At 59.8% G+C, this 26,940-nt stretch carries 25 protein-coding genes; 11 read left to right on the top strand and 14 right to left on the bottom strand.

The window, feature by feature from the left end:
• Position 1: 1 nt before the first annotated feature.
• Complete coding sequence (gene algB, locus AC1DVF_RS11990; protein WP_007954049.1) at positions 2-1,348, bottom strand: sigma-54-dependent response regulator transcription factor AlgB; 1,347 nt, start codon at positions 1,346-1,348, stop codon at positions 2-4.
• Between the two features lie 427 nt (positions 1,349-1,775).
• Here algB and AC1DVF_RS11985 point away from each other — a divergent pair, with 427 nt between their 5' ends.
• The 5 genes from AC1DVF_RS11985 (at position 1,776) to AC1DVF_RS11965 (ending at position 6,230) form a co-directional block, all read left to right on the top strand.
• Positions 1,776-2,060, top strand: coding sequence for a hypothetical protein (locus tag AC1DVF_RS11985; RefSeq protein ID WP_093429512.1), 285 nt, complete (start codon positions 1,776-1,778; stop codon positions 2,058-2,060).
• A 72-nt stretch (positions 2,061-2,132) separates the two neighbouring features.
• Positions 2,133-2,297, top strand: a complete 165-nt coding sequence (locus tag AC1DVF_RS11980; RefSeq protein WP_003177151.1) for a DUF1328 domain-containing protein — start codon at positions 2,133-2,135, stop codon at positions 2,295-2,297.
• Between the two features lie 2 nt (positions 2,298-2,299).
• Positions 2,300-2,764, top strand: coding sequence for an inhibitor of vertebrate lysozyme family protein (locus tag AC1DVF_RS11975; RefSeq protein ID WP_093429513.1), 465 nt, complete (start codon positions 2,300-2,302; stop codon positions 2,762-2,764).
• 702 nt (positions 2,765-3,466) lie between these two features.
• Positions 3,467-4,798 carry a glutamate/aspartate:proton symporter GltP gene (gene gltP / locus AC1DVF_RS11970; RefSeq protein ID WP_093429514.1) on the top strand — a complete coding sequence of 444 codons (1,332 nt, stop codon included), beginning with the start codon at positions 3,467-3,469 and terminating at the stop codon, positions 4,796-4,798.
• A 202-nt stretch (positions 4,799-5,000) separates the two neighbouring features.
• The gene (locus AC1DVF_RS11965; protein WP_477782495.1) at positions 5,001-6,230 is read left to right on the top strand and encodes a nucleoside recognition domain-containing protein; all 1,230 of its coding nucleotides are present in this window, start codon (positions 5,001-5,003) and stop codon (positions 6,228-6,230) included.
• A 58-nt stretch (positions 6,231-6,288) separates the two neighbouring features.
• Here the strand turns inward: AC1DVF_RS11965 and AC1DVF_RS11960 are convergent, their stop codons facing one another.
• The 9 genes from AC1DVF_RS11960 to AC1DVF_RS11920 all read right to left on the bottom strand — a co-directional run bounded on the left by AC1DVF_RS11960 (position 6,289) and on the right by AC1DVF_RS11920 (position 16,767).
• Positions 6,289-6,912 carry an ABC-type transport auxiliary lipoprotein family protein gene (locus tag AC1DVF_RS11960; RefSeq protein ID WP_093429516.1) on the bottom strand — a complete coding sequence of 208 codons (624 nt, stop codon included), beginning with the start codon at positions 6,910-6,912 and terminating at the stop codon, positions 6,289-6,291.
• Positions 6,909-7,847, bottom strand: a complete 939-nt coding sequence (locus AC1DVF_RS11955) for an MlaD family protein (protein WP_093429517.1) — start codon at positions 7,845-7,847, stop codon at positions 6,909-6,911. Before AC1DVF_RS11955 ends, AC1DVF_RS11960 begins: the two co-directional genes overlap by 4 nt.
• Before the next feature lies 1 nt (position 7,848).
• The gene (locus AC1DVF_RS11950; protein WP_116254167.1) at positions 7,849-8,652 is read right to left on the bottom strand and encodes an ABC transporter ATP-binding protein; all 804 of its coding nucleotides are present in this window, start codon (positions 8,650-8,652) and stop codon (positions 7,849-7,851) included.
• Positions 8,649-9,797 (bottom strand): ABC transporter permease, encoded by a 1,149-nt coding sequence (locus AC1DVF_RS11945; protein ID WP_116254168.1) that lies wholly within the window; start codon positions 9,795-9,797, stop codon positions 8,649-8,651. The genes AC1DVF_RS11950 and AC1DVF_RS11945 overlap by 4 nt, the downstream gene beginning before the upstream one ends.
• Positions 9,798-9,851: 54 nt before the next feature.
• Positions 9,852-10,880: a DUF5924 family protein gene (locus AC1DVF_RS11940; protein WP_477782494.1), complete on the bottom strand. Its 1,029-nt coding sequence runs from the start codon at positions 10,878-10,880 to the stop codon at positions 9,852-9,854.
• Between the two features lie 178 nt (positions 10,881-11,058).
• Positions 11,059-12,450, bottom strand: a complete 1,392-nt coding sequence (locus AC1DVF_RS11935; protein ID WP_477782493.1) for a M16 family metallopeptidase — start codon at positions 12,448-12,450, stop codon at positions 11,059-11,061.
• A 170-nt stretch (positions 12,451-12,620) separates the two neighbouring features.
• Positions 12,621-14,279, bottom strand: a complete 1,659-nt coding sequence (locus tag AC1DVF_RS11930; RefSeq protein ID WP_477782492.1) for a Na/Pi cotransporter family protein — start codon at positions 14,277-14,279, stop codon at positions 12,621-12,623.
• Positions 14,280-14,606: 327 nt separating this feature from the next.
• On the bottom strand, positions 14,607-15,374 hold the full coding sequence (locus AC1DVF_RS11925; RefSeq protein WP_093429523.1) for a TerC family protein: 768 nt from the start codon (positions 15,372-15,374) through the stop codon (positions 14,607-14,609).
• 85 nt (positions 15,375-15,459) lie between these two features.
• The gene (locus tag AC1DVF_RS11920; protein WP_007911819.1) at positions 15,460-16,767 is read right to left on the bottom strand and encodes a CitMHS family transporter; all 1,308 of its coding nucleotides are present in this window, start codon (positions 16,765-16,767) and stop codon (positions 15,460-15,462) included.
• 321 nt (positions 16,768-17,088) lie between these two features.
• Here AC1DVF_RS11920 and AC1DVF_RS11915 point away from each other — a divergent pair, with 321 nt between their 5' ends.
• Positions 17,089-17,490, top strand: coding sequence for a GFA family protein (locus tag AC1DVF_RS11915; RefSeq protein WP_093429524.1), 402 nt, complete (start codon positions 17,089-17,091; stop codon positions 17,488-17,490).
• Here AC1DVF_RS11915 and AC1DVF_RS11910 read toward each other — a convergent pair whose 3' ends face one another.
• Positions 17,491-17,817 carry a DOPA 4,5-dioxygenase family protein gene (locus AC1DVF_RS11910; protein WP_257356672.1) on the bottom strand — a complete coding sequence of 109 codons (327 nt, stop codon included), beginning with the start codon at positions 17,815-17,817 and terminating at the stop codon, positions 17,491-17,493. It abuts the gene before it with no gap.
• Positions 17,818-17,900: 83 nt separating this feature from the next.
• On the opposite strand from AC1DVF_RS11910, the gene AC1DVF_RS11905 reads away from it, so the two are divergent.
• A complete protein-coding gene (locus AC1DVF_RS11905) occupies positions 17,901-18,566 on the top strand; it encodes an NAD(P)-dependent oxidoreductase (protein WP_460130464.1) in 666 nt (221 codons plus the stop codon).
• A 7-nt stretch (positions 18,567-18,573) separates the two neighbouring features.
• Here the strand turns inward: AC1DVF_RS11905 and AC1DVF_RS11900 are convergent, their stop codons facing one another.
• Positions 18,574-19,524: a choline sulfate utilization transcriptional regulator gene (locus AC1DVF_RS11900; RefSeq protein WP_460130463.1), complete on the bottom strand. Its 951-nt coding sequence runs from the start codon at positions 19,522-19,524 to the stop codon at positions 18,574-18,576.
• A gap of 114 nt (positions 19,525-19,638) precedes the next feature.
• Between AC1DVF_RS11900 and betC the strand changes: the two genes are divergently transcribed.
• The 3 genes from betC to AC1DVF_RS11885 all read left to right on the top strand — a co-directional run bounded on the left by betC (position 19,639) and on the right by AC1DVF_RS11885 (position 23,912).
• On the top strand, positions 19,639-21,153 hold the full coding sequence (betC, locus tag AC1DVF_RS11895) for a choline-sulfatase (protein ID WP_460089368.1): 1,515 nt from the start codon (positions 19,639-19,641) through the stop codon (positions 21,151-21,153).
• A gap of 16 nt (positions 21,154-21,169) precedes the next feature.
• The gene (gene choX / locus AC1DVF_RS11890; protein WP_116254174.1) at positions 21,170-22,090 is read left to right on the top strand and encodes a choline ABC transporter substrate-binding protein; all 921 of its coding nucleotides are present in this window, start codon (positions 21,170-21,172) and stop codon (positions 22,088-22,090) included.
• A gap of 253 nt (positions 22,091-22,343) precedes the next feature.
• Entirely contained in the window at positions 22,344-23,912 is a 1,569-nt protein-coding gene (locus AC1DVF_RS11885; protein ID WP_460130461.1) for a SulP family inorganic anion transporter, read from the top strand.
• Positions 23,913-24,002: 90 nt separating this feature from the next.
• Here the strand turns inward: AC1DVF_RS11885 and aroE are convergent, their stop codons facing one another.
• Together aroE and hemF are read right to left on the bottom strand one after the other, a co-directional pair.
• On the bottom strand, positions 24,003-24,824 hold the full coding sequence (gene aroE / locus AC1DVF_RS11880; protein ID WP_477782491.1) for a shikimate dehydrogenase: 822 nt from the start codon (positions 24,822-24,824) through the stop codon (positions 24,003-24,005).
• Between the two features lie 9 nt (positions 24,825-24,833).
• Complete coding sequence (gene hemF, locus AC1DVF_RS11875; RefSeq protein ID WP_099757608.1) at positions 24,834-25,748, bottom strand: oxygen-dependent coproporphyrinogen oxidase; 915 nt, start codon at positions 25,746-25,748, stop codon at positions 24,834-24,836.
• A 150-nt stretch (positions 25,749-25,898) separates the two neighbouring features.
• Here hemF and AC1DVF_RS11870 point away from each other — a divergent pair, with 150 nt between their 5' ends.
• Complete coding sequence (locus tag AC1DVF_RS11870; RefSeq protein WP_477782490.1) at positions 25,899-26,876, top strand: NADPH:quinone reductase; 978 nt, start codon at positions 25,899-25,901, stop codon at positions 26,874-26,876.
• Positions 26,877-26,940 lie beyond the last annotated feature (64 nt).

Raw genomic sequence — 26,940 nt, 5'->3', positions numbered from 1 at the left:
CTCACAGGTTGTACTGCTTGCGCTTGCGATACAGGGTCGAGGCATCGATGCCGAGCGTTTTCGCCGCCTGGTCCAAGGTGCCGGCGGTGGCGAGGACGGCGCCGATGTGGGCCTTCTCCAACTCGTCGAGACTCAACGCGGCACCGACTCGTGGCGCGTTGTTGGCCGGTTGTTCGGCCATGCCCAGGTGGCTGATCTCCACGCGTTCCTGCGGGCAGATGATGCTCGCCCGTTCGACCACATTGCGCAGCTCACGAATGTTGCCCGGCCAGCGATAGCCGAGCAGTGCCTCGCGAGCCTCGTCGCTGAAGCCGCGTGCCGGACGCGCATACTCTTTGACGAAGCGCGCGAGGAAGCGGTCGGCCAACGTCAGGATGTCCTCGGCACGCTCGCGCAGAGGCGGCAGGTGCAGAGTAATGACGTTGAGGCGATAGAGCAGGTCTTCACGGAATCGGCCGTCACGGACCATGTCTTCCAGATTGAGGTTGGTTGCGGCGAGGATGCGCACATCCGCGCGACGAGTCACCGGATCCCCTACCCGCTCATATTCCTTGTCCTGAATGAAACGCAGCAATTTTGGTTGCAATGTCAGCGGAAAATCGCCGATCTCGTCGAGAAACAGCGTACCGCCGTCGGCCTGATTGACTCGGCCCAGTGTACTTTCGCTGGCACCGGTAAATGCGCCTCGACTGTGGCCAAACAGCTCGCTTTCCATCAGTTCAGCGGTCAACGACGGGCAGTTGATGGTCACGCAGGATTTTTTCTCGCGCTTGCTCCAGCCGTGAATCGCTCGGGCCAGCTCACCTTTACCGGTGCCGGACTCGCCGAGGATCAGAATGTTGGCGTCGGTGCCGGCGACCTGACGTGCAGTTTCCAGTACGACTTTCATTGCCGGGCTGTGGGAATCAAGACCGTCCTTCGGTTTGCGGATCTCGCCTTCGAGGGCTTCGAGGCGCGCCGACAGTTGGCGCACTTCCAGTTGCTTGGCGGTGGCCAGACGCAGCTGATCCGGGCTGCACGGTTTGACCAGATAGTCGGCGGCGCCGGCCTGGATCGCGTCGACGGCGGTATCGACAGCCGAATGCGCGGTGACAATCACCACTCGCATCCATGGTGCCTGAATGCGCATCTGCGCCAGTACGTCGAGGCCGTTGTCTTCACCCAGACGTAAATCAAGGAAGCACAGGTCGAAGACCTGGCGTTGCAGCAAGGCGTCGGCCTGAGCCGCGCTGTTGGCTGTGGCAACCGTATAGCCTTCATCTTCGAGGCAATAACGGAAAGTACGCAGGATGGCGGATTCGTCGTCCACCAGCAGAATGCGGCCTTGATGCTCAGTGGCAGATTCCATTTTTCCTACGCTCCATAGTGATTGGTCTTGGGTTAGTCCCGGAAAAATCGGGCAAGTTGCATGGTTGATTCTGAACGATGCCAGCCATAGGAGGGTAGCTCTCTCCTGCCTTTACGGCCAATACGTTGATTTTGTTGGTTTTTTAAACAAATGCCGATTTGCAGGGCATTCCCTGCGTACTTTTCTGACATCTGCGCCCTGCTCTCAATTCCATAAGAATGAAATCTCCTACGAAAAAATCGTGCATTGCGCACGATCCCAGATGACCCATCGTGCAGGATGCGTCGCGAACGTTTTTTACTAAGATCATAACTAATTGATTTTATTGAATATTTTTCAGTTAAAAAACTGGCATGCAGGCTGCAATACCTCATTCAGCCCGGGCAGAAATGAACTGCCCCAACCGAATAAGAGTGAGGAACCCAGGATGACTCGCCAACGTGCCGCCCAAGTGCGTATCTCGCCACTGCATATTCAGCAAGGTCTGTTTGGCGTACTGGCGCTGTTGATCACCCTGATCGCCTGTCAGCAATACCTGCGCTGGGAAAACAGCCAGCAGGTTGAGCCGCTGATTTCGATCCAGCACAACACGCAAACGCACTTCAGCGCCGTCAGCAGCAGCCAGGCCGAGAGCGCCTCGATGCGCATGATGGATGTCGATCAGGCGCAGCCGCTGGATCAACTGCCACGTGAAGAGCGTTGGGTTTTCTAAAGAACACATGAATTCGGGCGCACAGCGCCAGAACACGTAACACCCCTAAATAGAGAAGTAAGGAGAATCACCATGTTGAGCTGGGCAATTACATTCTTGATCATTGCCATCATCGCTGCAGTACTGGGCTTCGGTGGTATCGCGGGCACCGCCACGGGTATCGCCAAGATTCTCTTTGTCGTGTTCCTGGTGATGTTCATCGCTTCCTTCTTCTTTGGCCGTCGCGGCCGAGGTTAACGATGACTGTGTTAAAGACACTGGCAGCCGCCCTGCTTCTGGGCGGTAGTGCCATGGCGATGGCGGCCAATGACGGCCAGACGCGGGTCAACGAACTGTTGAGTTCCGACCCGCAGTATCGCGAAACCTGGGAAGGCGTGGTGAAAAAGGAAGAACGCCTGCCGGAATGGGTGATGAACCTGTCCGGCACGCCTGACCAGCAGATGAATGCCGTGACTGAAGATGGCGACAAGTATCTGGTCGGCCCCCTCTGCGAATCCGCAGACAAGTGCCTCAACCACCGTTTGATCGTCGCCTTCAGTTTCGACAAGAAAGACGCTTACGCCATGCTCGTTGATGTGCCCGAAGGACTGCCGGCCGACAAGTCGCCGACGCGACATGCGACCTATCGCTTCCTCGGCAAACCCGATCAAGGCATGCAGGATCTTTTGATGGAAACCCTGAAGAAAGATCCGAAGTGGTACTGATTTGAACATGAAGGCAGCAGCCCTGCTGCCTTCCATTGCGCCCACCTGAGGAAGGCAGGCGCATGACCAAGGGGCCGGGACGTTCTGACTGTTGCAGGGTCGGAGTGACCTACGGGGACAGGGAGTGCCTGCGCAAGGGCCGGGTCAGGGTAAAAGCTGCGCCGCAGGTTCGCCGACCCGTAGTGGCTCGACGGACTTGCGCTGAGCTTTCCAACACGCAAAACATTGATCCAGAGCGTCCAGCTCATCCTTTTTATCGCTGACACTGCGCGCGAAAACATTACGCGGTGTTTCATGGCGACCGTATATCGACAAAGAGACCGCTTAAACAGTAGGACTTCTAGTCTTCCTGCGTAGGCTTTTTCCTAATTATTTCGTCGATTTTTCTCGTTCAAAAAATAACCAACCTAGGCTGTGATGACCGGTTCACGGCACTTATGCCGGCCGAAATGTCACAATCGAACCGGTTGGGACGCCAGTTTCATTTAAAAAAGCTCATGCCGATTCGGCATAGGGTAGGCGTTTACGGCATTAGACGGCGCAACCTTGCATCGGAATAGTTGCGCCTTTTTTCGCCTGCCGAAGAGCCGTAACTACGCGCTTCGGGGCACCTTATACGGAGGCAGATGCACAGACTTTTCCGCTAAAGAGCGTTCCAGTTCCTGCATGTGCCTGAGTCAAACGCAAGTAAGGGTAAAGATAATGAAGAAGGCAAAAATCAGCCTCGCCTGGCAGATCCTCATCGGTCTTGTTCTAGGGATTGCAATTGGTGCGTTGCTCAATCACTTCAGTGCCGAGAAGGCCTGGTGGATCAGCAACGTCCTGCAACCGGCAGGCGATATCTTTATCCGTCTGATCAAGATGATCGTGATCCCGATCGTCATCTCTTCCCTGATCGTCGGCATCGCCGGCGTGGGCGACGCCAAGAAACTCGGGCGGATCGGCCTGAAGACGATCATCTATTTCGAAATCGTCACCACCATCGCCATCGTTGTCGGCCTGCTGCTGGCCAACCTGTTCCACCCGGGCACCGGCATCGACATGAGCACCCTGGGTACGGTCGACATCTCGAAGTACCAGGCGACCGCCGCCGAAGTGCAGCATGAACACGCGTTCATCGAGACCATCCTCAACCTGATCCCGTCGAACATCTTCGCGGCCATGGCCCGCGGCGAAATGCTGCCGATCATCTTCTTCTCCGTGCTGTTCGGTCTCGGTCTGTCGAGCCTGCAGTCGGACCTGCGCGAGCCGCTGGTGAAGATGTTCCAGGGCGTCTCGGAAAGCATGTTCAAAGTCACCCACATGATCATGAACTACGCCCCGATCGGCGTGTTCGCACTGATCGCGGTGACCGTGGCCAACTTCGGTTTCGCCTCGCTGCTGCCGCTGGCGAAACTGGTGATCCTGGTTTACGTCGCCATCGCCTTCTTTGCCTTCGTGGTGCTGGGCCTGATCGCCAAGCTGTTCGGTTTCTCTGTGATCAAGCTGATGCGCATCTTCAAGGATGAGCTGGTGCTGGCCTACTCCACCGCGTCTTCGGAAACCGTGCTGCCACGCGTGATCGAGAAGATGGAAGCCTACGGCGCACCGAAAGCCATCTGCAGCTTCGTGGTGCCGACCGGTTATTCGTTCAACCTCGACGGTTCGACCCTGTACCAGTCGATCGCCGCCATCTTTATTGCCCAGCTGTATGGCATCGACCTGTCGATCAGCCAGCAGCTGCTGCTGGTCCTGACCCTGATGGTCACCTCCAAAGGCATCGCCGGTGTACCGGGCGTGTCCTTCGTGGTGCTGCTGGCGACACTGGGCAGCGTCGGCATTCCGCTGGAAGGCTTGGCGTTCATCGCCGGTGTCGACCGCATCATGGACATGGCGCGTACCGCTCTGAACGTGATCGGTAATGCCTTGGCGGTACTGGTTATCGCACGCTGGGAAGGCATGTACGACGATGCCAAGGGCCAGCGCTACTGGAACTCCCTGCCACACTGGCGCAGCAAGGAAAAACTGCCAGCGGGCGAAATCTCCAAGCCGTAACGCAAAACCCTGTGGGAGCGAGCTTGCTCGCGAAGAGGCCGGCACATTCAACCACTTTGTTGATTGACACACCGCCTTCGCGAGCAAGCTCGCTCCCACAGTGATTGATGCAAGGCTTACCAACGAACCCCGGAGAAATCCGGGGTTTGTCGTTTCTGGTGACCCCGCTATCATTCGCGGCATTCTTCGGGGGATTTGACTGATGCTTAATGGCCTGTGGCTTGGCTTCTTCATCGTGGCAGCCGTATCGGCGCTGGCGCAGTGGCTGATCGGCGGCAACGCCGGGATCTTCGCGGCGATGGTGGAAAGCATTTTCGCCATGGCCAAGCTCTCGGTCGAAGTCATGGTGCTGCTGTTCGGCACCCTCACCTTGTGGCTGGGCTTTCTGCGCATTGCCGAGAAGGCCGGGATCGTCGAGTGGCTGGCCAAGGTACTCGGCCCCCTGTTCCTGCGGCTGATGCCGGAAGTCCCGGCCGGTCACCCTGCCCTTGGCCTGATCACCCTGAACTTCGCCGCCAACGGCTTGGGCCTCGACAATGCCGCGACGCCCATCGGCCTGAAAGCCATGAAGGCGCTGCAAGAGCTCAATCCCAGCGCCACCATCGCCAGTAACGCGCAAATCCTCTTCCTGGTGCTCAACGCCTCCTCCCTGACCCTGCTGCCGGTGACGATCTTCATGTACCGCGCCCAGCAAGGCGCGCCAGATCCGACGCTGGTGTTCCTGCCGATCCTGCTGGCGACCAGTTGTTCGACGATCGTCGGCTTCCTCTCGGTGGCGTTCATGCAGCGCCTGCGGATCTGGGATCCGGTGGTGCTGGCCTATCTGGTACCGGGTGCGCTGTTGTTGGGTGGTTTCATGGCGTTGCTCGGCACCCTTTCAGCGACGGCTTTGGCGGGATTGTCGTCGATCCTCGGCAATCTCACGCTGTTCGGGTTGATCATGCTGTTTCTGATCATCGGCGCGTTGAGGAAAGTGAAGGTTTACGAGGCGTTCGTTGAAGGCGCGAAGGAAGGCTTCGACGTCGCGAAGAACCTGCTGCCGTATCTGGTGGCGATGCTCTGCGCGGTCGGCGTACTGCGTGCGTCCGGGGCGCTGGACTTCGGTCTGGACGGCATTCGTCATCTGGTCGAGTGGGCGGGTTGGGACACGCGGTTTGTCGATGCGTTGCCGACGGCGATGGTCAAGCCGTTCTCCGGCAGCGCAGCGCGGGCCATGCTGATCGAGACGATGAAGACCTCGGGCGTCGACAGCTTCCCGGCGCTGGTCGCGGCGACGGTGCAAGGTAGTACCGAGACGACGTTCTATGTGCTGGCAGTGTATTTCGGCGCGGTGGGCATTCAGCGCGCGCGGCATGCGGTGGGGTGTGCGTTGCTGGCGGAGTTCGCTGGTGTGGTTGGCGCGATCTCCGTCTGCTACTGGTTCTTCGGCTAACCACTAATCCCATTGTGGGAGCGAGCAAGCTCGCTCCCACAGGGGTTGTGTGTTGGGCTTAAGGTTTTGGGGGGGCGAGTTTCTGGCCTTGGTCGACAGCCCAAGCGACGACTTTCGCGGTCAGGCGATCACTGGCCTGGCCAAACCCGGCCACCACCGCCGGCACCTGCACATCGCTCAACGGCTGGCGCTCTTCAAAGCGGCGACTGGCGAGAATGCGCTGGTCATAACCGCGCACCAGCAACGCATCGACGCGCACCACAACGCTGGCCTGTGAGCCTTGGTATTCGGTCTGAAACGCCTGCAAACTCCCGCCCAATTCCAGATCCGCCGCAAAGTTGCTGTCATCGGTACTAAGCAACGTCACCCGACCATCACGCTGAAACCCATCGAGCAAGCGATTACGCACCAGCACCGGCGCCGGATCACTCCAGCGCGAGCCCTTGTAACTGCTGATCACGTCGCCCTGCGGAATCACCGCAATCGTCGGCCGGTTCAACGCCTCACTGGCCTGCAACTTGTTCAGCCGCAACGACCAAGACTGAGTCGCCGCTGAACTGGCCGAGGCGGGCGCCTGGGCGGCCGGCAGGCGATAGACATCCGACGGCTCCGACTGGGGCAGAATCGAACAGGCGCTGATCAGCGTGAAACCGGCGAGAAGGGCAAGTCGAGTCAGCTTCATGGCGTGAATTCCTTGTTCTTGTCACGGCCCAGCAGGTAGCCGCTGGGGTTGGCCTCAAGGCGTTGGGAGATGGCGCGCAGCGAGGTCAGCGTCTCGCGCAGTTCGCGGATCGCCGGGGCCAGGCCGTTGAGGCCCTGCATGCCGTTGTCGAGGGAGTTTTCGTTTTTGTTCAGCAGGGTGCTGATCGTCGCGGTACTTTGCTCCAGCGACTTCATGGCTTGTTCGGCACTGCCCAATGCCTGTTTGCCCTGATCGTTGATCAAGCCGTTGGCATTGCGCATTAGCAACGAGGTCTGTTCGAGCATGCTGCCGGCCTGTTTGCCAACGCTCGCCAGTTGCTGCATGGCTTGCTTGATGTCACCGCGCTGATCGTTGATGGTGCCGGTGGTCTGCTCCAGATGGGCGAGGGTTTTGCTCACACGCTCGACGTTGTCGGCAGAGAACATCTGGTTGGCGTTTTGCAGCAGCGCGGTGATGCCGCTCATCAAATCATTGCTGTCATTGAGCAGCCGCGAAATAGGCGAGGGCGAAGCGACGATGGTCGGCAGATTGCCGTCATGTCCACGCAGCTTCGGGCTCTCGGGCGTACCGCCGCTGAGCTGGATAATCGACGTACCGGTGATCCCGGCCAGCGCCAGTTTGGCCTGGGTGTCTTCCTTGACTGGCGTGTCACCGGCCAGGCGAATCCGCGCCAGCACGCGCCGTGGGTCCTTCGGGTCAAGGCGCAGGTTGATGACATCGCCGACCTTGATCCCGCTGTACTGCACCGGGCTGCCCTTGGACAAGCCACTGACCGCCTCACTGAAGACAATTTCGTAATCCTTGAACTCGGTGTCGACGCTGGACTTGGCCAGCCACAGGCCGAAGAGCAGGGCGCCTGCCACCACAATCACGGTGAACAGGCCGATCAACACATGATGCGCTCGGGTTTCCATGTCAGACCTCGTTGAGCAATTTGGCGGCGTCCAGCGCCGAGCGGCCGCGCGGGCCGTGGAAGTATTCGTGAATCCACGCGTCGTCGGTTTCCGAGACAACGTCGATGGGACCTGCCACCAGCACCTTCTTTTGCGCCAGCACCGCCACGCGGTCAGTGATGGTGTAGAGCGTGTCGAGGTCGTGGGTCACCAGAAACACGCTGAGGCCGAGCGCATCGCGCAAGGTCAGGATCAATTGATCGAATTGCGCCGCGCCAATCGGATCAAGGCCAGCGGTGGGTTCGTCGAGAAACAGGATGTCCGGATCCAGCGCCAGAGCCCGGGCCAGCGCGGCACGCTTGATCATGCCGCCAGACAACGACGCCGGGTATTTGTCCGCCGCCGACAATGGCAACCCGGCCAGCGCCAGTTTCACCGCCGCCAGGTGTTCGGCGTCGTTGCGGCTGAGGCCGGCGTGTTCGATAAGGGGCAGGGCGACGTTTTCGGTGACGGTCAGCGAGGAGAACAGCGCGCCTTTCTGAAACAGCACGCCAAAACGGCGTTCGACCAGCGAGCGCTCATGCTCGGACAGGCTCGGCAGATTCTTGCCGAACACTTTGACGATACCTTCGCTGGGGCGGCGCAGGCCGACGATGCTGCGCAGCAACACCGATTTGCCGCTGCCGGAGCCGCCGACCACGGCGAGAATCTCGCCTTTGTACAAATCCAGGTCGAGGTTCTCGTGCACGCTCTGGCTGCCGAAGCGATTGCACAGGCCACGGACTTCGATCACCGCCTCCGAGGGCGCGCGGGGTAGACGACTCACCAGCCCATCTCCATGAAGAACAGCGCGGCCACCGCGTCGAGCACGATCACCACGAAAATCGATTGCACCACGGCAGACGTGGTGTGCGCGCCAACCGACTCGGCGCTGCCACTGACCTTGAAACCTTCCAGACAACCAATCGCGGCAATCAGGAAAGCGAAGATCGGGGCTTTGACCAGGCCCACCAGAAAATGCTGGATGCCGATGTCCGATTGCAGCAACGACAGAAACATCGCCGGCGAAATATCCAGCGACACCGCACAGACCACGCCGCCACCGATGATCCCGCAAAGCATGGCGAGAAACGTCAGCATCGGCAGCGCCACCAGCATCGCCAATACCCGCGGCACCACCAGCAGCTCCATCGGATCGAGGCCGAGGGTGCGGATTGCGTCGATTTCCTCGTTGGCCTTCATCGAACCGATCTGCGCAGTGAAGGCACTGGCAGTGCGCCCGGCCATGAGGATCGCCGTGAGCAGCACACCGAATTCGCGCAGGAACGAGAAGCCCACCAGGTCCACAGTAAAGATTGTCGCACCGAAACTGGCCAGCACCGTCGCGCCAAGAAACGCCACCACCGCACCCACCAGAAAAGTCAGCAACGCCACAATCGGCGCGGCGTCGAGGCCAGTCTGCTCGATGTGCGCGATCATCGGCGTGATGCGCCAGCGCTTGGGTCGGAACAAGTTGCGAGCGATGGTTTCCAGAATCAGGCCGACGAAGCCGAGCAGTTGCAGGGTGTCTTGCCAGACCGTGTCGACGGCCCGACCAATGCGCGTCAGCAGTTGCACACTGACGCTGATTTCCGGCTCTTTGATTGGCACGCAGAAATCGGTCATCGAGCAGTACACGGTTTGCAGCAGCGCGCGGTCGGCGGAGGTCAGGGTGCAATCGGGGTGTTCGGCGGATTTGCCCAGGCGTTCGGAGCCGAGCAGTTCGACCAGCAACGAAGCGCCAGCGGTGTCGAGGGCGCCGAGGCTGTTGAGGTCGATCGGGGTGTTGGCATCGTACTGACCGTGGAGCTTTTCGCTCAGTTGCTTGAGCTCGGCGTAATGGGCAAGCGTCCAGTCCCCGGTGACCCGCAGGCGGGCAGGGGTTATCGACGTGTCCAGTTGAGCATTACCGCTGATCGAGCTGCTGGTCATAAGCTCCGTGCTTGTTCGGCCTTTATGCGAACTAACGTAATAGCACGAACCGGATTACTTTTCTTTGATCGCTGTGCTGTCCGTGACTTCGAAACGCAACACGCCGATCACCTGGCCATCTTCGGTCAACACCCGTACTTGCCACTTGCCCGCCGGGTTGCCGGGGAAGTTCTGCTTGTGCGTCCACGCCCGGTAGCCTTCCTTGCGCCCGCCATGGATGTCGAGGGCGATGCGGTCGACCTCTTTGCCGTTGAATTGCCAGACGTGATAGATCCGCTCATCGAGCCCGCGCGGCGCGTTGATTGCGGTGTAGGCATAGAGGCCATCGCCACGAATCTGCTCGGCACTGACCGTGTCGAGGCTGGCGCCGGGGGTGCGGTCCTGCATTTGCGTGCTGATCGCCACGTCGGTCATCCACAGCGTCGCCGGTGGCACCCACGAACGCAGCGCCCAACCCACGCCACCGATGCCGACCGTGATGCACAGGATTGCCAAAGCATTGCGCACCGTGCGGATCGGGAAGATCGACGCCAGGCTCGGGAACGACAACAACACGGCAATGCCCAGCGCCCATTTGAAGCTTTGCGCGGTGGTCAGGTGCATGATCACCGGCAACGCGGTGAGCAGGGCGGCGAACAGGGTCAGCGTGTGCAGCGCGAGAAACGCCCAGCGCCGTGGCGCCAGCCATTTGTAATAAAGCGGATCGACGATGGAAATCAGTGCGGCGACGCTGAGCAGCCCGGTGAAAAACAACTGGCCGCTGTTCCAGGTCGTGGTGATGAAGAAAAACGGCAAGACGAAAAACAGGCTTTCCTGATGAATCATCTGCGTCGCGTAACGCAGCAGCGGCTGGGGAATCTCGCGTTTGAACACGCGGGTGAAGAGGCCGGTGAGGGTGTTTTCCAGCATCAGCCAGATCCAGCTGAGCAGCATGATCACGGTGATCCAGCTCGCCAGGCCCTGCTGACGATCGACCATGATGAAACTGCCGACCCCGGAGATGAACCCGCCAAGCGCAATGACCCCGGGATAACGCTTCATCAGTTCGAGAATGCGCTGGATCAGGAGCTGTATTGTTGGCATTTGGGCGGTTCACGACTTGAGGGGAAAAAACCTCGACAGAGTAGCGCTGGCAAGGCTGATGGTCACTTAAAACCAACGCATTTCCTTGTAGGAGTGAGCCTGCTCGCGATTGCGGTGTATCAGCCGAAGAAATGATGACTGAAGGACCGCTATCGCGAGCAGGCTCACTCCTACAGGGTTAGTGTTCGGCCGGCCGGCGGCGGTGATGCAAACGCCAGCCGATCAGGATCAACAACACCAGACCCAAGCCACCCGCACTCAACCACAAAACCTGATCATCACTGATCAACGGCTTCTCGATCCGCAGATATCCCGGTTGCAACAGCAACTCACGCATGGCCTTGTTCGCCGCTTCCAGCGTCACCCCTTGCAGCTCCCGCGCCGGGTTGGCAAAACGACCGTCCTGGTAATCACCGAGGGCACTCCAGTAATAATCCGCCAGCGCACTGTTGCCTTGCACCGCCCACGCCTGATGGGCGATCGAGGCCTGCTTGATCCGCGCGAAAGTATCCGGGTCTAGGCCGTTTTTCAGCAGATCAGCCTTGAGGTCCTCCAGCACCTGAATGGCTTCGTCAACGTCATCACGATCCAGATCGGCGTTCAGACTCATGAAGCCCACACCGCCAAACACCTCACGCTCAGCCCACGGCCCGTAGGACAAACCGTGGTTGAGACGGATCTGTCGGTACAACGCCCAGTCGAGGTAATCCTTGAGAATGTCGAACGTCTGGTCGTACTGATCGTCCAGCACCGGTTCCGGCACCAGCCAGTGCAATTTGGCGCTGTCGCCGATAAAGCCACGGGTGAGCATGCGCTCGTGGGCGGCGCTGGTGCGGATATCCGGCAGTGGGCGGTGTTCGCTTGGCTCGACCGCTTCGAGCGCGCCCCAAGTGCGTTCCAGATAGGCCGGCAGCAGTTTGTCGAGTTCGCCGACGACAATCAGCGTCATGTTGTTCGGCGCGTACCAGGCCTTGCGCACCTTCTCCAGTTGCTCCTGAGTCAGATGGCCGACCTCGGCGCGTTGCGGGCATTTGAGGCCCAGTTCAACAGCGAGCTGATTGCTCGCGGTGTGGCCGAGGTCCTGACGATCGAGAAAGCGTTGCAGGCGTGTGTAATGGCCGCCGTCCTCGCGCTCGACCACACGTTTGGCGGCGTTGATCGCGTTGTCGTCGATACGTGTTTGCGTGAGCAGAGCGAGCAGCAGGTCGAGTACCTTGCGCTGGTTTTTCGCCGGAGCTTCGATGACGAAGGTGGTGTCGGCGTTGCTGGTGAAGGCATTCCAGTCACCGCCCAGCGCTTGCATGCGCTCCTCCAGACCACCTTCGCCGGTGGCGTCGATGCCACTGAACAGCAGGTGTTCGAGCAGGTGCGGCAGCTCCTTGTCACCGCATTCGAAATCATCAAGGCCGACGCCGACCACCAGCCGGATCGCCACGTGCCCCCGTTCGGTGCCGGGCTTGAGCATTAGCTGCAAACCGTTGGGCAGCGCATAGCCTTCAACCTGAAAACGATCCAGGGCGAAGGCGGGCAGGGAACCGAGCAACAGACAGGCGAACAACAGGCAACGCATAACAGGCTTCCGTACGGCTGATTTGGAGATCCGTGTCGTCAGTCAGGGCCCCATCGCGAGCAGGCTCACTCCTGCATTTGGAATGCGTCCCCCCCTGTAGGAGTGAGCCTGCTCGCGATAGCGGCCTGAAGGCTGAATCAATGTAACTGACTAAACCCAGCCCCAGTCGTTCAAGGCGAATGCGTAATGTCGGCAATATCATCCGCCGCCAGCGCCCCGGTATCCGCCGTTTCCAGCACCACATACGCACTGCCGCAAAACAGCGAATTCAAGCGTTTCATGTCGGCAATCAACTCCAGGTGCAGCGAGCTGGTTTCAATACTCTGCACGATCTTGCGTTGCAAACGGCTGACATGCGCGTGGGCCAGACGACGTTCCTGCGCGCGAAAGCGGCGTTTCTCGCGGAGCAATTGCCGGGCACTTTCGCGGTCGCCGCTGAGAAACACCGACAGGCCCAAACGCAAATTGGCGATCAGTTGCTGTTGCAGCCCGGCCAGGTCCTCCAGACCTTCTTCGGAAAACGAGCGCCGCTGCGAGGTTTTCTGCTGCTGGATCTTGCGCAGCATGCGTTCGATCAAATCGGCGGCCAGTTTCAGATTGATCGCCAGCTCGATGATTTCGGCCCAGCGCCGACTGTCCTGCTCGCCGAGGTCTTCGCGGGGCATCTGCGCCAGGTACAGTTTGATTGCGCTGTACAGCGCTTCGACGTCGTCGGTCAATCGGCGCATTTCCTGGGTGACGGCGGTCTGCTTGCCGCGCAGCACATCGAGGGTCGCGTCGAGCATGTTGTCGAGCAGATCGCCCATGCGCAGGGTTTCCCGCGCGGCGTTGGCCAACGCCAGGCTCGGTGTGACCAGCGCGGTCGCGTCGAGATGGCGTGGTTTGGCGGTGCCGTTGACCTCCGGCCGCTCCGGCAGCAGCCAAGCACACAGGCGTGCCATCGGCCCGACGCTTGGTAGAAGAATCAGGCAGCGCGCGGTGTTGTAGAGCAGGTGAAAGCCGATGACCATTTCCTGCGGGCTGAAATCGAGGCTGTCGATCCAGTGCACCAACGGATCGAGTACCGGAATGATCAGCAGCAAGCCGATCAGTTTGTACAGCAGACTGCCCAGCGCCACTTGCCGCCCGGCCGCGTTCTGCATGCTGGTGCTCATGAACGCAAGAATGCCGCTGCCAATATTGGCGCCGATCACCAGGCCGATCGCCACCGGCAGACTGATCACACTGGCGCCGGCCAGTGTCGCGGTGAGCAACACGGCGGCGAGGCTCGAGTAGGAAATCATCGCGAACAACGCGCCGACCAAGGCGTCGAGAAGGATATCGCCGGTCAGCGAGGCGAAGATCACCTTGACCCCTTGCGCGTGGGTGATCGGTGCGGCGGCCTCGACGATCAATTGCAGCGCGAGAATGATCAGCCCCAGACCGATGCAGACCCGGCCCATCTGCCCGAGCCGCGTCTGTTTGCGCGACAGAAAGAAAATCACCCCGAGGAAAATCAGCAGCGGCGACAGCCACGACAAGTCAAACGTCAGCACCCGCGCCATCAGCGCGGTACCGACGTCGGCGCCGAGCATGGTCGCCAGCGCCGGGGTCAGCGCCATCAGGCCCTGGCCGACGAAAGAGGTCACGAGCATGGCCGTGGCATTGCTGCTCTGCACCATCGCGGTAACGACGATGCCGGCGACAAAGGCCAGCCAGCGCTTGGACATGTTCTGGCCGATCAGATGGCGCAGATTGGTGCCGTACACCCGCAGGATGCCGGTTCGAACGATGTGCGTGCCCCAGATCAACAGGGCGACGGCGGAAAGCAGATTGAGCAGGGTGAGCATGCAGACCCCCTGTAATAGCAGTGCCTCAGAGAGGCAAGTTGACGGTACCGCGCGGTTTCTACGTTTTTGATACTTAAGCTGTAGTTGGCTAACGGTCTGGGCGCCAGCATTGCACAGCTAAAGTGTCGATTGAAACAAAAGTGTCATGAAAACGGGTTCATTCACCCACCTGAATCCGACACGTTCCCCCTGTGTTACTCAAAACAAATGTGGGAGCGAGCTTGCTCGCGAAAGCGGTGGGCTAGCCAACATTTCTGTCGACTGACACGAAGCCTTCGCGAGCAAGCTCGCTCCCACAGGGGTATTGCGTGCGTCTGGACTACCGGGTTACTGGCCCGGGATGTCCTTGCGCAGTTTCACCGGGTCTTGCTGCTGTTTTTTCTTGGCCATTGCGCCGCGCAGCTTGATGTTGATCGCTTCCACGGCCAGCGAGAACGCCATGGCGAAGTAGACGTAGCCCTTCGGCACATGCACGTCGAACGACTCGGCAATCAGCACGGTGCCGACCACCAGCAGGAACGACAGCGCCAGCATCTTCAGCGACGGGTGTTTGTCGATGAACTCGCTGATCTTGCCCGAGGCCAGCATCATCACCAGCACCGCCACGACGATCGCCGCGACCATCACCGGCACGTGGGACACCATGCCCACCGCCGTGATCACCGAATCCAGCGAGAAGACGATGTCGATGATCGCGATCTGGATGATGGTGTAGAGGAAGTTGCCACCCTTGCCGCCCGGGGTTTCGTCGCTTTCGTCTTCGCCTTCCAGCGCGTGGTACATCTCTTGCGAGCTCTTCCACAGCAGGAACAGACCACCGAAGAACAGGATCAGGTCACGGCCGGAAATGCCTTGGCCGAACACTTCGAACAGGTCGGCGGTGAGGCGCATGACCCAGGTGATCGACAGCAGCAACAGGATGCGGGTGATCATGGCCAGGCCAAGACCGAAGATCCGGGTGCGCTGTTGCATGTGTTTGGGCATGCGGCTGACCAGGATCGAAATCATGATGATGTTATCGATGCCCAGAACGATTTCCAGGGCGGTCAGGGTAAAGAAGGCAACCCAGATTTCGGGGTTGGTCAGCCAATCCATGTGTATTCCTTTGAGCGAGTGTTAAACCGAAAAAGGCCCGGGCTTCAAACCGCGAAGCCAGGACCCGAAACGGTGAGTCGTGGGCTTATAGAGTGCTGAACACCGGGAAAGTCCCCAACAGCAGTGCAGCAATCAGAATGCAGATACATACCAGGATCGCCCATTTCAGGGTGAAACGCTGGTGGTCACCAAAATCAATACCGGCCAGGGCCACCAACAGATAGGTCGATGGCACCAACGGGCTCAGCAAGTGGACGGGCTGACCGACGATCGAGGCACGGGCCATTTCCACTGCGGTGATCCCGTAGTGGCTGGCGGCTTCGGCCAACACCGGCAACACGCCATAGTAGAACGCATCGTTGGACATGAAGAAGGTGAACGGCATGCTCACCAGCGCCGTGATCACGGCCAGGTAAGGGCCGAGGAAATCCGGAATCACCGCCAACAGGCTCTTCGACATCGCATCGACCATGCCGGTGCCGCTCAGGATACCGGTGAAGATACCCGCCGCAAAGATCAGCCCGACCACTGCCAGCACGCTACCGGCGTGAGCCGCAACGCGATCCTTCTGCATCTGCAGGCAAGGGTAGTTGACGATCATGGCAATACTGAACGCGACCATGAATAGAACCGGCAGCGGCAGCAGGCCAGCGATCAGGGTGCACATCAGGCCGAAGGTCAGGGCGCCGTTGAACCAGATCAGTTTTGGACGGCGGGCATCCGGGAACTGCGACACGCTGATTTCGCTGTGATCGATATCATCGCCAACCAGATGCAGCTCACCCAGACGCGCACGTTCACGTTTGCCGTAGAAATAAGCGATAACCAGAATCGCGACCACACCCGCGGCCATCGCCGGGATCATCGGTACGAAGATGTCCGACGGGTCAACGTGCAGCGCACTCGCGGCGCGGGCAGTCGGGCCACCCCATGGAGTCATGTTCATCACGCCGCCGGCGAGAATGATCAGACCGGCCATGATCCGCGGGCTCATGCCGATGCGGCTGTACAGCGGCAGCATGGCGGCCACGCAGATCATGTAAGTGGTCGCGCCGTCACCATCGAGGGAAACGACGAGCGCCAGTACGGCGGTGCCGACCGAAACCTTCAGCGGGTCGCCCTTGACCAGTTTGAGGATCTTGCGCACGGCCGGGTCGAACAGGCCGGAGTCGATCATCAGGGCGAAATAGAGAATGGCGAACATCAGCATCACGCCAGTCGGCGCGAGCTTGGTGATGCCTTCGAGCATCATCGGGCCGATCTTCGGTGCAAAGCCGCCGAACAGGGCGAAGACGATCGGGATGATGATCAGAGCGATCAGCGCGGACAGGCGCTTGGTCATGATCAGGAACATGAACGTGATGACCATGGCGAAGCCAAGGAAAGTCAGCATGGGAATACTCCAGGCGTAGCGCGGCTAGTTAAATGAGCAGATCGGGCCGATCAGCGCAGAACGGGAAGCACGAGACGTACGGGCGGAGTGACAGCGTAAAGGCGGGCTACAGAGGACATCAGAATCACCATTGTTGTTGTTAATTGGGCCTTTAGTGCGAGGTATCACACGCATTGGCCAACCGGTCTGTTGCCGGAAGTGAGGCGATCCTAATCGGGCAAGCTTTCAGCTACCTTTCGCTGCAGAAAGCTTTGAATGAACGGTCAACCGGCCGTCGGATGCGATCTAGAGTCAATAAACACGGGAAGGGGAGCTTTCGAGATGAGCCAATCGCACAGCGGAGGCTGCCACTGCGGACACATTCGTTATCAGTTCAGCGGGGCGTTGCAGGACATAGCCCATTGCCATTGTTCGATTTGCCGCAAGGTCAGCGGCGGCATCGTCACGACGTGGATCACGGTGCCAGCCTCCAGTTTCCAATGGCTGGTCGGTACGCCGTCGCGTTACGACTCGTCTGCCAGTTGTACGCGGTTCTTTTGCCCACAGTGCGGCGCGCAACTGGCGTTGGTGACGTTGCTCAGCCCACAGAGTATCGACGTGACCATCGCCACCCTCGATCAACCCGAGCTGGCGCCCGCCGAACGACACATCTGGACCGACAGCCAATTGCCCTGGCTGCACCTGGACGAGCATCTGCCGGGCGAAGCCGAAGAAACGATCTGATCAGAAAACAGACAGATCCAGCGACCGCATCGCGCCCATCCAGATTGCGTGTTCGGTGTGGTCGAGCAGGTCATCGCCGGTGTCCGGGTGCAGAAACACCACCAGACCTTTGCGGTTCAACACCAGCCACGGCAGCACATCGCTGATCAACTCGGGGCCGAAGGCCAACTGGCAGCTCCAGTCCGGATGCGGACCGACCGGACGTTCGTGAACGCGGCCCATTTTCACTGGAAATAACTGCGCGGCCTGCTCGCACAAGGCCCGTGCCTGTTCAATGGTGCTGGCGTCGAAATAGACGTGGGCGTGGTAGCCCTTGATCGCTTGCATCTGAAGCCCTCGGAAATCGGTTCGAACCCTCGGCGTTGCCCGTATGTCACACGTCATACAAGGGATAAGAAAAGGGATCAGCCATGAAAAATGCCGAAACCCCGGCGGTAAAAGTGGTGCTCTATGGTGCCATGAGTAGCCTGGGCAGCGCGTTGATGGCTGAGTTGCTGCGTCGTCAGCATGAAGTCATCGCCATTCTCGACGATCTGACCGCACTTGCGCCGCGTCCCGGACTACGCACCAAGAGCGGCGATCTGTTCGACTCCGAGAGGGTCAATCAAAGTGTGGCCGGCAGTTCGGTGGTCATCTGCTTATTGGATGCGCCAGGTTTGCCATTCAGCAGCGATCACGTTGAGCGCTCTGTCGTACTCGGCCCCGTCGAGCAGGTGCTGGCCGTCGATGCATTGGTCGATGGACTGCAAGCCGCCAACGTTTCGCGGCTGTTTCTGGTGGGGGATTTTGCCGTACTCGATGAGCCGGACGTCGATGATCGCCTGCAACGCCATGTTGCCGAAGAAATTCGCGAAGCCGTGCAAAGCAGCCCGCTGCACTGGACACTGGTCAATGCGCCACACGGCGTGGCCGGGCTGACCATTGAGCATTTCAGCCAGGTCGGCGGCAATCTCGAACCGGGTCTGGCCGAGCCATTGGAGCGGCTGAACCGCGTGGCGGTGGGGATTGCCGATGAGCTACGGCTGAATTTGCATATAGGGCAGCATGTGAATTTCGTTGCGGCTTCAGATTCGTAAAAGATCTTCAAACCGCGATCGACGGCAACGTCAAACCGTTGAGGGATTGCGCGCTGCTCGCCTGTTCCGCCATTAACCAATCGACAAACTGTTGAATCAACGCGCCCCGACGTTTGCGCTGGGGCAGCACCACGTAATAACCGAGGCGCGACAAGGTCGTTTCGGCGATGGGGCGGCACAGCAAACCCTGACTCAGCAAGTTATCCACAAGGTGCCGCCAGCCAATCGCTACGCCTTGACCGCCAATCGCCGCTTGAATCAACAACGTGTAATTGTCGAAGCGCAATTGCCCCGGCGCCGGCGGCGTATTGATACCGAGTTCACGGAACAGACCACTCCAGTCAAACCAGTTGCTGCTGTTTTCCCCACGCAGGTGCAGCAACGGGAACTCCAGCAGTGCGTGAGCAGGCAAGGGCAGGGCGCGATCCTTGAGCAATTGCGGGCTGCACACCGGGAATACTTCTTCGCTGAACAACCAATGGCTTTCGCCCTGCTTGAAACGACCATCACCGAACAGGATCGCCACGTCGATATCGGTGCGCAGCATGTTGTGGTTGCGTTCGCTGGTCACCAGGCTGACGTCGACCTGCGGGTTAGCTTCATGAAAGCGGTGCAGGCGCGGCATCAGCCAATAAGCAGCGAAGGCAAAGTCGGTGGCAACTTGCAGGACTTCATGTTGTTGCTGTGCGCTGATCGTGCTCAATCCTGCATCGATATTCTGTAAACCGAGAGTAACTTGCTCAAACAGTATCGCGCCGACTTCGGTCAGCTCGATCCCACGGTAAATGCGATCAAATAGTCGCGTACCGAGTTGTTCTTCCAGCCGTTTGATCTGCTGACTGATCGCTGGTTGCGTGGTGCCAAGCTCTACCGCCGCTGCGGTAAAGCTGCGCTGGCGAGCGGCCGCCTCAAAGGCGCGCAACAGGTCGAGGGACAGATCACCCAAGGCTTCATACATAAGCTGTGCTTATCCTAGTCATTGTCTGGCGCGGGCTTTACCGGATAAAGCATGGACTCCATGCTCGATCGCAGCAATGTCGCATAAATATTTACTATGGAATGCCGCGATCACATGAAGCGCAAGAATATTCTTTTCATCATGGCCGATCAGATGGCCGCGCCAATGTTGCCGTTCTACGGCCCATCGCCGATCAAACTGCCGAATCTTTCCCGCCTCGCCGCCCAAGGCGTGGTGTTCGATGCCGCTTACTGCAACAGCCCGTTGTGCGCGCCATCGCGGTTCACCCTGGTCAGCGGCCAGTTGCCGAGCAAGATCGGCGCCTACGACAACGCCGCCGATTTCCCTGCCGATGTGCCGACTTATGCCCATTACTTGCGCCGCCTCGGCTACCGCACCGCGCTATCCGGCAAGATGCACTTCTGCGGTCCGGACCAGTTGCACGGTTATGAAGAACGCCTGACCAGTGATATCTACCCGGCCGATTACGGTTGGGCCGTGAACTGGGATGAGCCGGATGTACGGCCGAGCTGGTACCACAACATGTCTTCGGTGCTGCAGGCCGGGCCATGTGTGCGCACCAATCAACTGGATTTCGATGAAGAGGTGGTGTTCAAGGCACAGCAATATCTGTTCGATCACATCCGCGAGGACGGCGATCAGCCGTTCTGCCTGACAGTATCGATGACTCACCCACACGACCCGTACACCATTCCCAAGGCGTTCTGGGATTTGTACGACGATGCCGATATCCCGTTGCCTACAACCCCGGATCAACACGAACTCGATCCGCACTCACAGCGGCTGCTCAAGGTTTATGACCTGTGGGACAAGCCACTGCCTGTGGATAAGATTCGCGATGCACGCCGGGCATATTTCGGTGCATGCAGCTATATCGACGCCAACGTCGGCAAACTTCTGGAAACCCTCGAAGAAACCGGGCTGATCGAAGACACAATTATTGTCTTCTCCGGTGACCACGGCGACATGCTCGGCGAAAAGGGCCTTTGGTACAAAATGCACTGGTACGAAATGGCGGCCCGCGTCCCCCTGTTGATAAGTGCTCCAGGCCAGTTCGATGCCGGGCGTGTCAGCGCTGCCGTATCGACCGCAGACCTGTTGCCAACCTTCGTCGAATTGGCCGGCGGCACGCTGGAACCGGGCCTGCCACTGGATGGCCGCTCACTGGTTTCGCACCTGCGAGGGCAGGGCGGTCATGACGAAGTGTTCGGCGAATACATGGCCGAAGGCACCATCAGCCCGCTGATGATGATCCGTCGCGGCGCCTACAAATTTATCTACAGTGAAAGCGACCCTTGCCTACTCTTCGACGTAGATAACGATCCGCATGAACTGGAAGAACTCAGCCAATCGCCGCAACATCGCCCGCTGTTCGACGATTTTCTCGCCGAAGCACGGGCCAAATGGGACATTCAGTCGATTCACCGGGAGGTCCTCGCGAGCCAGCGCCGCCGCCGATTTGTCGCCGACGCGTTGACCCTCGGCAAGCTGAAGAGCTGGGATCACCAGCCACTGGTGGACGCCAGTCAGCAATACATGCGCAACCACATCGACCTCGACGATCTGGAACGCAAAGCACGTTATCCACAACCCTGCCAAAACCAATAATGTTAAGGGGAAGTCCATGCGTAAGTTATCCACAGTAGTGACGATCGGCCTGCTCGCGCTGAGCAGCGCCTCGGCCTTCGCTGAGCAAAGCTGCGACACCGTGAAAATGGCCGATCCGGGCTGGAGCGACATCGCCGCGACCAACGCCATCACCGGGTTTCTGCTGGACGGCATGGGCTACAAGGCCAAGGTCGACACCCTCGCGGTGCCGATCACCTTCGGTGGTTTGAAGGACGGCCAGGTGGACGTGTTTCTCGGCAACTGGATGCCGGCGCAGCAGGGTTTCTATGACAAGTTCGTCGCCACCGGCGATGTCACGCAACTGGCGAAGAACCTCGACGGCACCGAATTCACCCTCGCCGTGCCGGACTACGTGTGGGACGCGGGTGTGCATAACTTTGCCGACCTGAACAAATACGCGGACAAGTTCGAGCGCAAGATCTACGGCATCGGTTCGGGTGCGCCGGCGAATATCTCGCTGCAGGAAATCATCAAGAAGAACGACTTCGACATGGGCCAGTGGAAGCTGATCGAATCCAGCGAACAGGCGATGCTGGCTGAAGTGTCGCGGGCGGTGAAGAAACAGAAATTCGTCACCTTCCTCGGCTGGACGCCGCACCCGATGAACGTGCAGTTGAAGATGCATTACCTCAAGGGTGGCGAGAAGTACTTTGGCGACACCGGCAGCGTGTTTACGTTAACGCGCAAGGGCTACGCCGAGGCGTGTCCGAATGTGGGTAAATTGCTGACCAATCTGTCGTTCACGCAGGAGATGGAGAACAGCATCATGGCTGAGGTGGTGAACAAAAAGGTCAGCAATGCCGAGGCGGCGAAGGCTTGGATCAAGGCAAATCCGGCGGTGTTGGATAAGTGGCTGGATGGCGTCAAGACGTCTGACGGGAAGGATGCGTTGGCGGCGGTGAAAGCGAAGCTTTGATCGTGGGGTGGCTGGAATTGTGCTCGGCTCGAGATTTTTGCCCCCTCACCCCAGCCCTCTCCCCAGAGGGGCGAGGGGGAAAGGGAGCCGATATCTGTTGGATTCAAAACTTGCGTTCAACTCTGAAATCGCAGGTCGGTGAATCTTGAATAAACACCACGGTCAGTCCCCTCTCCCTTGGGAGAGGGTTAGGGTGAGGGGCCTTTCCCCTGGCACCCTGATAACCTTGAACAAAACCCAACCGCGAGGACCCATGGCCTTCCCCAGCCGCCACTCTCTCTTCCCCTTCCTCACCTGGTTGCCGCGACAAACCCGCGCCAGCGTCGGACGGGATCTGATCGTCGGCCTCAGCGGGGCGATTCTTGCGCTCCCCCAGTCGATTGCCTACGCGTTGATCGCCGGTCTGCCACCCGAGTACGGCCTCTACGCCGCAATCATTCCGGTGCTGATCGCCTGCCTGTGGGGTTCGTCGTGGCATTTGATCTGCGGTCCGACGGCAGCGATTTCGATTGTGCTGTTTGCCAGTGTCAGCCCTTTAGCGGTTCCAGCCTCGCAGGACTACATCACCCTGATCCTGCTGCTGACCTTGCTTGCGGGGATATTCCAGTGGCTGCTCGGTTTGCTGCGCTTTGGCGCGCTGGTGAATTTCGTCTCGCATTCGGTGGTGCTGGGGTTCACCCTTGGCGCCGCGGTGGTGATTGCTATCGGGCAATTGCCAAACCTGCTGGGCCTGGAGTTGCCGGCAAAAGCCACGGCGCTGGCCAGTTTGATGGATCTGCTGCAACACCTGCGGGCTGTGGATAAACCTTCGCTGGTGTTGGGTTTGGCCACGGTGGTCGTCGGTCTGCTGCTCAAACACCTGTTGCCGCGCTGGCCGACGCTGTTGATCACACTGGTGCTGGCCAGTTTGCTGGTGTGGTTGTGGCCGGGCGTGTTCGGCCATGTGCATCTGGTCAGCGCGTTTGTCGGGCGTTTGCCGCCGTTCAGTGGATTGCCGCTGGATCTGGATTTGATCCTGCGGTTGCTGCCCAGTGCCGTGGCGGTGGGCATGCTCGGCCTGGTTACCAGTCTGTCTATTGCACGCTCGATTTCGGCGCGGTCGCAGCAATTGCTTGATGCCAATCAGGAAGTCCGTGCACAGGGCTTGTCGAATATTCTCGGGGCGTTCTTTTCCGGGTCGCTGTCGGCCGGGTCGTTCACCCGCTCGGGCCTCAGTTACGAGGCAGGCGCTTGCTCGCCGCTGGCCGGAGTGTTTTCGGCAATCTGGGTGGCGTTGTTCGCAATTTTTGGTGCGGGGCTGATCGCGCACATTCCGATCCCGGCGATGGCCGGGAGCATTCTGTTGATTGCCTGGGGGCTGGTCGACCACCGAGGCATTCGCGCATTGCTGCGTGTCAGCCGCGCCGAGTTTGTGGTCATGGCGCTGACCTGCCTCGCGACTTTGCTACTGGAATTGCAGACGGCGATTTATGCCGGTGTGCTGGCCTCGCTGTTCTTCTACCTCAAGCGCACTTCGCAACCGCGCGTGCAGCACTGGCGCGACGGCGAAGACGATGTGTTGCGTGTCGGCGGATCGATCTTTTTCGGCGCCAGCCATTACCTGCAAGTACGCCTGCAACGTATGCATGGCACGCGGGTGGTGATCGAGGCGCAGCAGATCAACTTCATCGACTATTCGGGGGTGGAAATGCTGCATCAGGAGGCGCGGCGCTTGCTTGGCCAGAATCGCAGCCTGACCTTGCGCCGGGCGCGGCCGCAGGTGGTGGAGGAGTTGCGGAAGCTGGAAGGGCCGGAGAAATGTCCGATCCGGTTTGAAGACTGACCCAGAATCGGTGGTGAGGCCATTCGCGAGCAAGCTCGCTCCCACATTTGATCGCATTCCACTGTGGGAGCGAGCTTGCTCGCGAAGCTTTTAGAGGGTTAATTGTCGACGCAACTCGGCGAGTACCGGTGCGGTATCAGGGCGCACACCACGCCACAGGAAAAACGCCTCAGCCGCCTGCTCCGCCAACATCCCCAAGCCATCCATCGCCACCGCCGCGCCATGTTCACTGGCCCAGCGGCAGAACGCCGTCGGCTCTTTGCCGTACATCATGTCGTAGCACAGGGTCTTGCCCGGCTCGATCAGGCTCGGTGCAATCGGCGGCACATCACCAGTAAGACTGGCCGACGTGGCGTTGATGATCACGTCCACCGGCTCGCGCAACCAGTCGAAACCACTGGCCGAGACCGGCCCGAGGTCGCAGAACAATTCCGCCAGCAACTCAGCCTTGTCCACCGTACGATTGGCGATGATCACCGAGGCCGGTTGTTCCGCCAGCAACGGTTCCAGCACACCGCGCACCGCACCACCGGCACCGAGCAGCAGAATGCGTTTGCCGGTCAGACTGAACCCGGCGTTCACCGTCAGATCGCGCACCAGTCCGGCGCCGTCAGTGTTATCACCGAGGAGTGAGCCGTCGGCCAGTTTGCTCAAGGTGTTCACCGCGCCAGCCCGTTGTGCGCGAGCGGTCAGGCTATTGGCCAGACGATAGGCGTCTTCCTTGAACGGCACAGTGACGTTGGCGCCGCGACCCTCCTGGAAAAACGCCGTGGCGCAGCCGGCGAAATCGTCGAGCGGCGCCAGCAAGGTGCTGTAGTCGAGCTGCTGGCCGGTCTGCTCGGCGAACAGCTTGTGAATCATCGGCGATTTGCTGTGGCCGATCGGGTTGCCGAAAACGACGTAACGATCCATCAGATGTCCTCAGGCCTCGGCCAGCCAGTCGCGGTCTTGCAGGAAGTACTCGGTCAGGCGTGCTTCTTCGCTGCCAGGCTCGGCTTTCCAGTCATAGCCCCAGCGCACTTGCGGCGGCAACGACATCAGGATCGACTCGGTACGCCCGCCCGATTGCAGACCGAACAAGGTGCCACGGTCATACACCAGGTTGAACTCGACGTAACGGCCACGGCGGAATTCCTGGAATTCACGCTGCTGAGCGGTAAACGCATCGTTTTTGCGGCGCTGCACGATCGGCAGATAAGCATCGATGTAGGCGTCGCCGATGGCCCGCATAAAAGCGAAGCTGGTATCGAAGTCCCACTCGTTCAGGTCATCGAAGAACAAACCGCCAATGCCGCGCGGTTCGTGGCGATGCTTGATGTGGAAGTAGGTGTCACACCAGGCCTTGTAGCGCGGGTAGACGTCCGGGCCAAACGGCGCGCAAGCCTGCTCGGCAACGCGGTGCCAGTGAACGCAATCTTCTTCATTGCCGTAATACGGGGTCAGGTCAAAGCCGCCGCCGAACCACCAGACCGGCTCTTCACCCTCCTTCTCGGCGATGAAAAAGCGCACGTTGGCGTGGGACGTCGGCACATGCGGGTTGTGCGGGTGGATCACCAGGGACACGCCAAGGGCTTCGAAACCGCGGCCAGCCAATTCCGGGCGATGGGCGCTGGCCGACGGTGGCAGACCACTGCCGAAGACGTGGGAAAAGTTGACACCGCCCTTTTCGATTACCGTGCCGTTCTCGATCACGCGAGTACGACCGCCACCGCCGGCGGGCCGGGTCCAGGCGTCTTCGACGAAGCGCGTGCCGCCGTCTTCGGTTTCGAGAGCCGCGCAGATGCGGTCTTGCAGGTCGAGCAGATAGGCCTTTACGGCGTCGGTGCGGGTCGTCATGGCTTCACCTTGAATCGGGCGGCGCCCCGGCAGACGGGCGACGCAAATGGGCGCGTAGCATACCACCGCACAACAGCCCGCCGCAGTTGACGAAGATCAAGCATGGGAGTTGGATAGGGGGCTCACAAAAGACCCAAGGAGAGCAGGCAGATGGCAAAGCGTATCCAGTTCCGCGCCCACGGCGGCCCCGAAGTGCTCGAATATGTTGATTACCAACCCGCCGCGCCCGGCCCCAATCAAGTCCGCGTGGCGAACAAGGCGATCGGCCTGAACTTCATCGACACCTATTTCCGCAGCGGTCTGTACGCACCGCCCGCCTTGCCGTCCGGCCTGGGTGCTGAAGGTGCGGGGATCGTCGATGCCGTGGGCAGCGACGTCACCCGGTTCAAGGTCGGTGATCGCGTGGCCTATGGCAGCGGCCCGTTGGGGGCCTACAGCGAATTGCATGTGCTGCCCCAGGACAATCTGGTGCATCTGCCCGACGAAATCAGTTTCGAAACGGCTGCCGGTGTAATGCTCAAAGGCCTGACCGTGCAATACCTGCTGCGCCAGACCTATGAACTCAAGGTTGGCGAAACCATTCTGTTCCACGCGGCGGCCGGCGGTGTCGGTTCACTGGCCTGCCAATGGGCCAAAGCGTTAGGCGTGAAGCTGATTGGCACCGTCAGCTCCAAAGAGAAAGCCGAACTGGCCAAGGCCAATGGCGCCTGGGCGACTATCGATTACAGCCACGAAAACGTTGCCCAGCGCGTGCTGGAATTGACCGATGGCAAGAAAGTCCCGGTGGTCTATGACGGTGTTGGCAAGGACACCTGGCTGACGTCCCTCGACAGCGTGTCGCCGCGTGGCCTGGTGGTGAGCTTCGGCAATGCCTCCGGTGCGGTGGACGGCGTGAATCTGGGGATTCTCTCCGCCAAGGGTTCGCTGTACGTGACCCGGCCGACGCTGGCGACTTATGCCAACAACGCCGAAAACCTGCAGCGAATGGCCGATGAGCTGTTCGAGATGATCATCAGCGGCAAGTTGAAGGTGGACGTCAGCCAGCGTTATCCACTGGCTGATGCGGCGAAGGCGCAAACCGAGCTGTCGGCGCGGCGCACTACCGGTTCCACCATCCTGCTGCCTTGATACCTCCCGGCGTCCTGCCAGTCAGGGTTTCAGAACCATGACTGACAGGACGCTTCGAGCGTGT

The sequence above is a fragment of the Pseudomonas sp. P4_D7 genome, from assembly GCF_056401755.1.
This window is presented reverse-complemented; position numbering and strand designations above follow the sequence as displayed.

Bases quoted from the DNA above. Each gene is read 5' to 3' on its own strand.
- algB (WP_007954049.1), bottom strand. From the start codon at position 1,348: ATGGAATCTGCCACTGAGCATCAAGGCCGCATTCTGCTGGTGGACGAC.
- AC1DVF_RS11985 (WP_093429512.1), top strand. From the start codon at position 1,776: ATGACTCGCCAACGTGCCGCCCAAGTGCGTATCTCGCCACTGCATATT.
- AC1DVF_RS11980 (WP_003177151.1), top strand. From the start codon at position 2,133: ATGTTGAGCTGGGCAATTACATTCTTGATCATTGCCATCATCGCTGCA.
- AC1DVF_RS11975 (WP_093429513.1), top strand. From the start codon at position 2,300: ATGACTGTGTTAAAGACACTGGCAGCCGCCCTGCTTCTGGGCGGTAGT.
- gltP (WP_093429514.1), top strand. From the start codon at position 3,467: ATGAAGAAGGCAAAAATCAGCCTCGCCTGGCAGATCCTCATCGGTCTT.
- AC1DVF_RS11965 (WP_477782495.1), top strand. From the start codon at position 5,001: ATGCTTAATGGCCTGTGGCTTGGCTTCTTCATCGTGGCAGCCGTATCG.
- AC1DVF_RS11960 (WP_093429516.1), bottom strand. From the start codon at position 6,912: ATGAAGCTGACTCGACTTGCCCTTCTCGCCGGTTTCACGCTGATCAGC.
- AC1DVF_RS11955 (WP_093429517.1), bottom strand. From the start codon at position 7,847: ATGGAAACCCGAGCGCATCATGTGTTGATCGGCCTGTTCACCGTGATT.
- AC1DVF_RS11945 (WP_116254168.1), bottom strand. From the start codon at position 9,797: ATGACCAGCAGCTCGATCAGCGGTAATGCTCAACTGGACACGTCGATA.
- AC1DVF_RS11940 (WP_477782494.1), bottom strand. From the start codon at position 10,880: ATGCCAACAATACAGCTCCTGATCCAGCGCATTCTCGAACTGATGAAG.
- AC1DVF_RS11935 (WP_477782493.1), bottom strand. From the start codon at position 12,450: ATGCGTTGCCTGTTGTTCGCCTGTCTGTTGCTCGGTTCCCTGCCCGCC.
- AC1DVF_RS11930 (WP_477782492.1), bottom strand. From the start codon at position 14,279: ATGCTCACCCTGCTCAATCTGCTTTCCGCCGTCGCCCTGTTGATCTGG.
- AC1DVF_RS11925 (WP_093429523.1), bottom strand. From the start codon at position 15,374: ATGGATTGGCTGACCAACCCCGAAATCTGGGTTGCCTTCTTTACCCTG.
- AC1DVF_RS11920 (WP_007911819.1), bottom strand. From the start codon at position 16,767: ATGCTGACTTTCCTTGGCTTCGCCATGGTCATCACGTTCATGTTCCTG.
- AC1DVF_RS11915 (WP_093429524.1), top strand. From the start codon at position 17,089: ATGAGCCAATCGCACAGCGGAGGCTGCCACTGCGGACACATTCGTTAT.
- AC1DVF_RS11910 (WP_257356672.1), bottom strand. From the start codon at position 17,817: ATGCAAGCGATCAAGGGCTACCACGCCCACGTCTATTTCGACGCCAGC.
- AC1DVF_RS11905 (WP_460130464.1), top strand. From the start codon at position 17,901: ATGAAAAATGCCGAAACCCCGGCGGTAAAAGTGGTGCTCTATGGTGCC.
- AC1DVF_RS11900 (WP_460130463.1), bottom strand. From the start codon at position 19,524: ATGTATGAAGCCTTGGGTGATCTGTCCCTCGACCTGTTGCGCGCCTTT.
- betC (WP_460089368.1), top strand. From the start codon at position 19,639: ATGAAGCGCAAGAATATTCTTTTCATCATGGCCGATCAGATGGCCGCG.
- choX (WP_116254174.1), top strand. From the start codon at position 21,170: ATGCGTAAGTTATCCACAGTAGTGACGATCGGCCTGCTCGCGCTGAGC.
- AC1DVF_RS11885 (WP_460130461.1), top strand. From the start codon at position 22,344: ATGGCCTTCCCCAGCCGCCACTCTCTCTTCCCCTTCCTCACCTGGTTG.
- aroE (WP_477782491.1), bottom strand. From the start codon at position 24,824: ATGGATCGTTACGTCGTTTTCGGCAACCCGATCGGCCACAGCAAATCG.
- hemF (WP_099757608.1), bottom strand. From the start codon at position 25,748: ATGACGACCCGCACCGACGCCGTAAAGGCCTATCTGCTCGACCTGCAA.
- AC1DVF_RS11870 (WP_477782490.1), top strand. From the start codon at position 25,899: ATGGCAAAGCGTATCCAGTTCCGCGCCCACGGCGGCCCCGAAGTGCTC.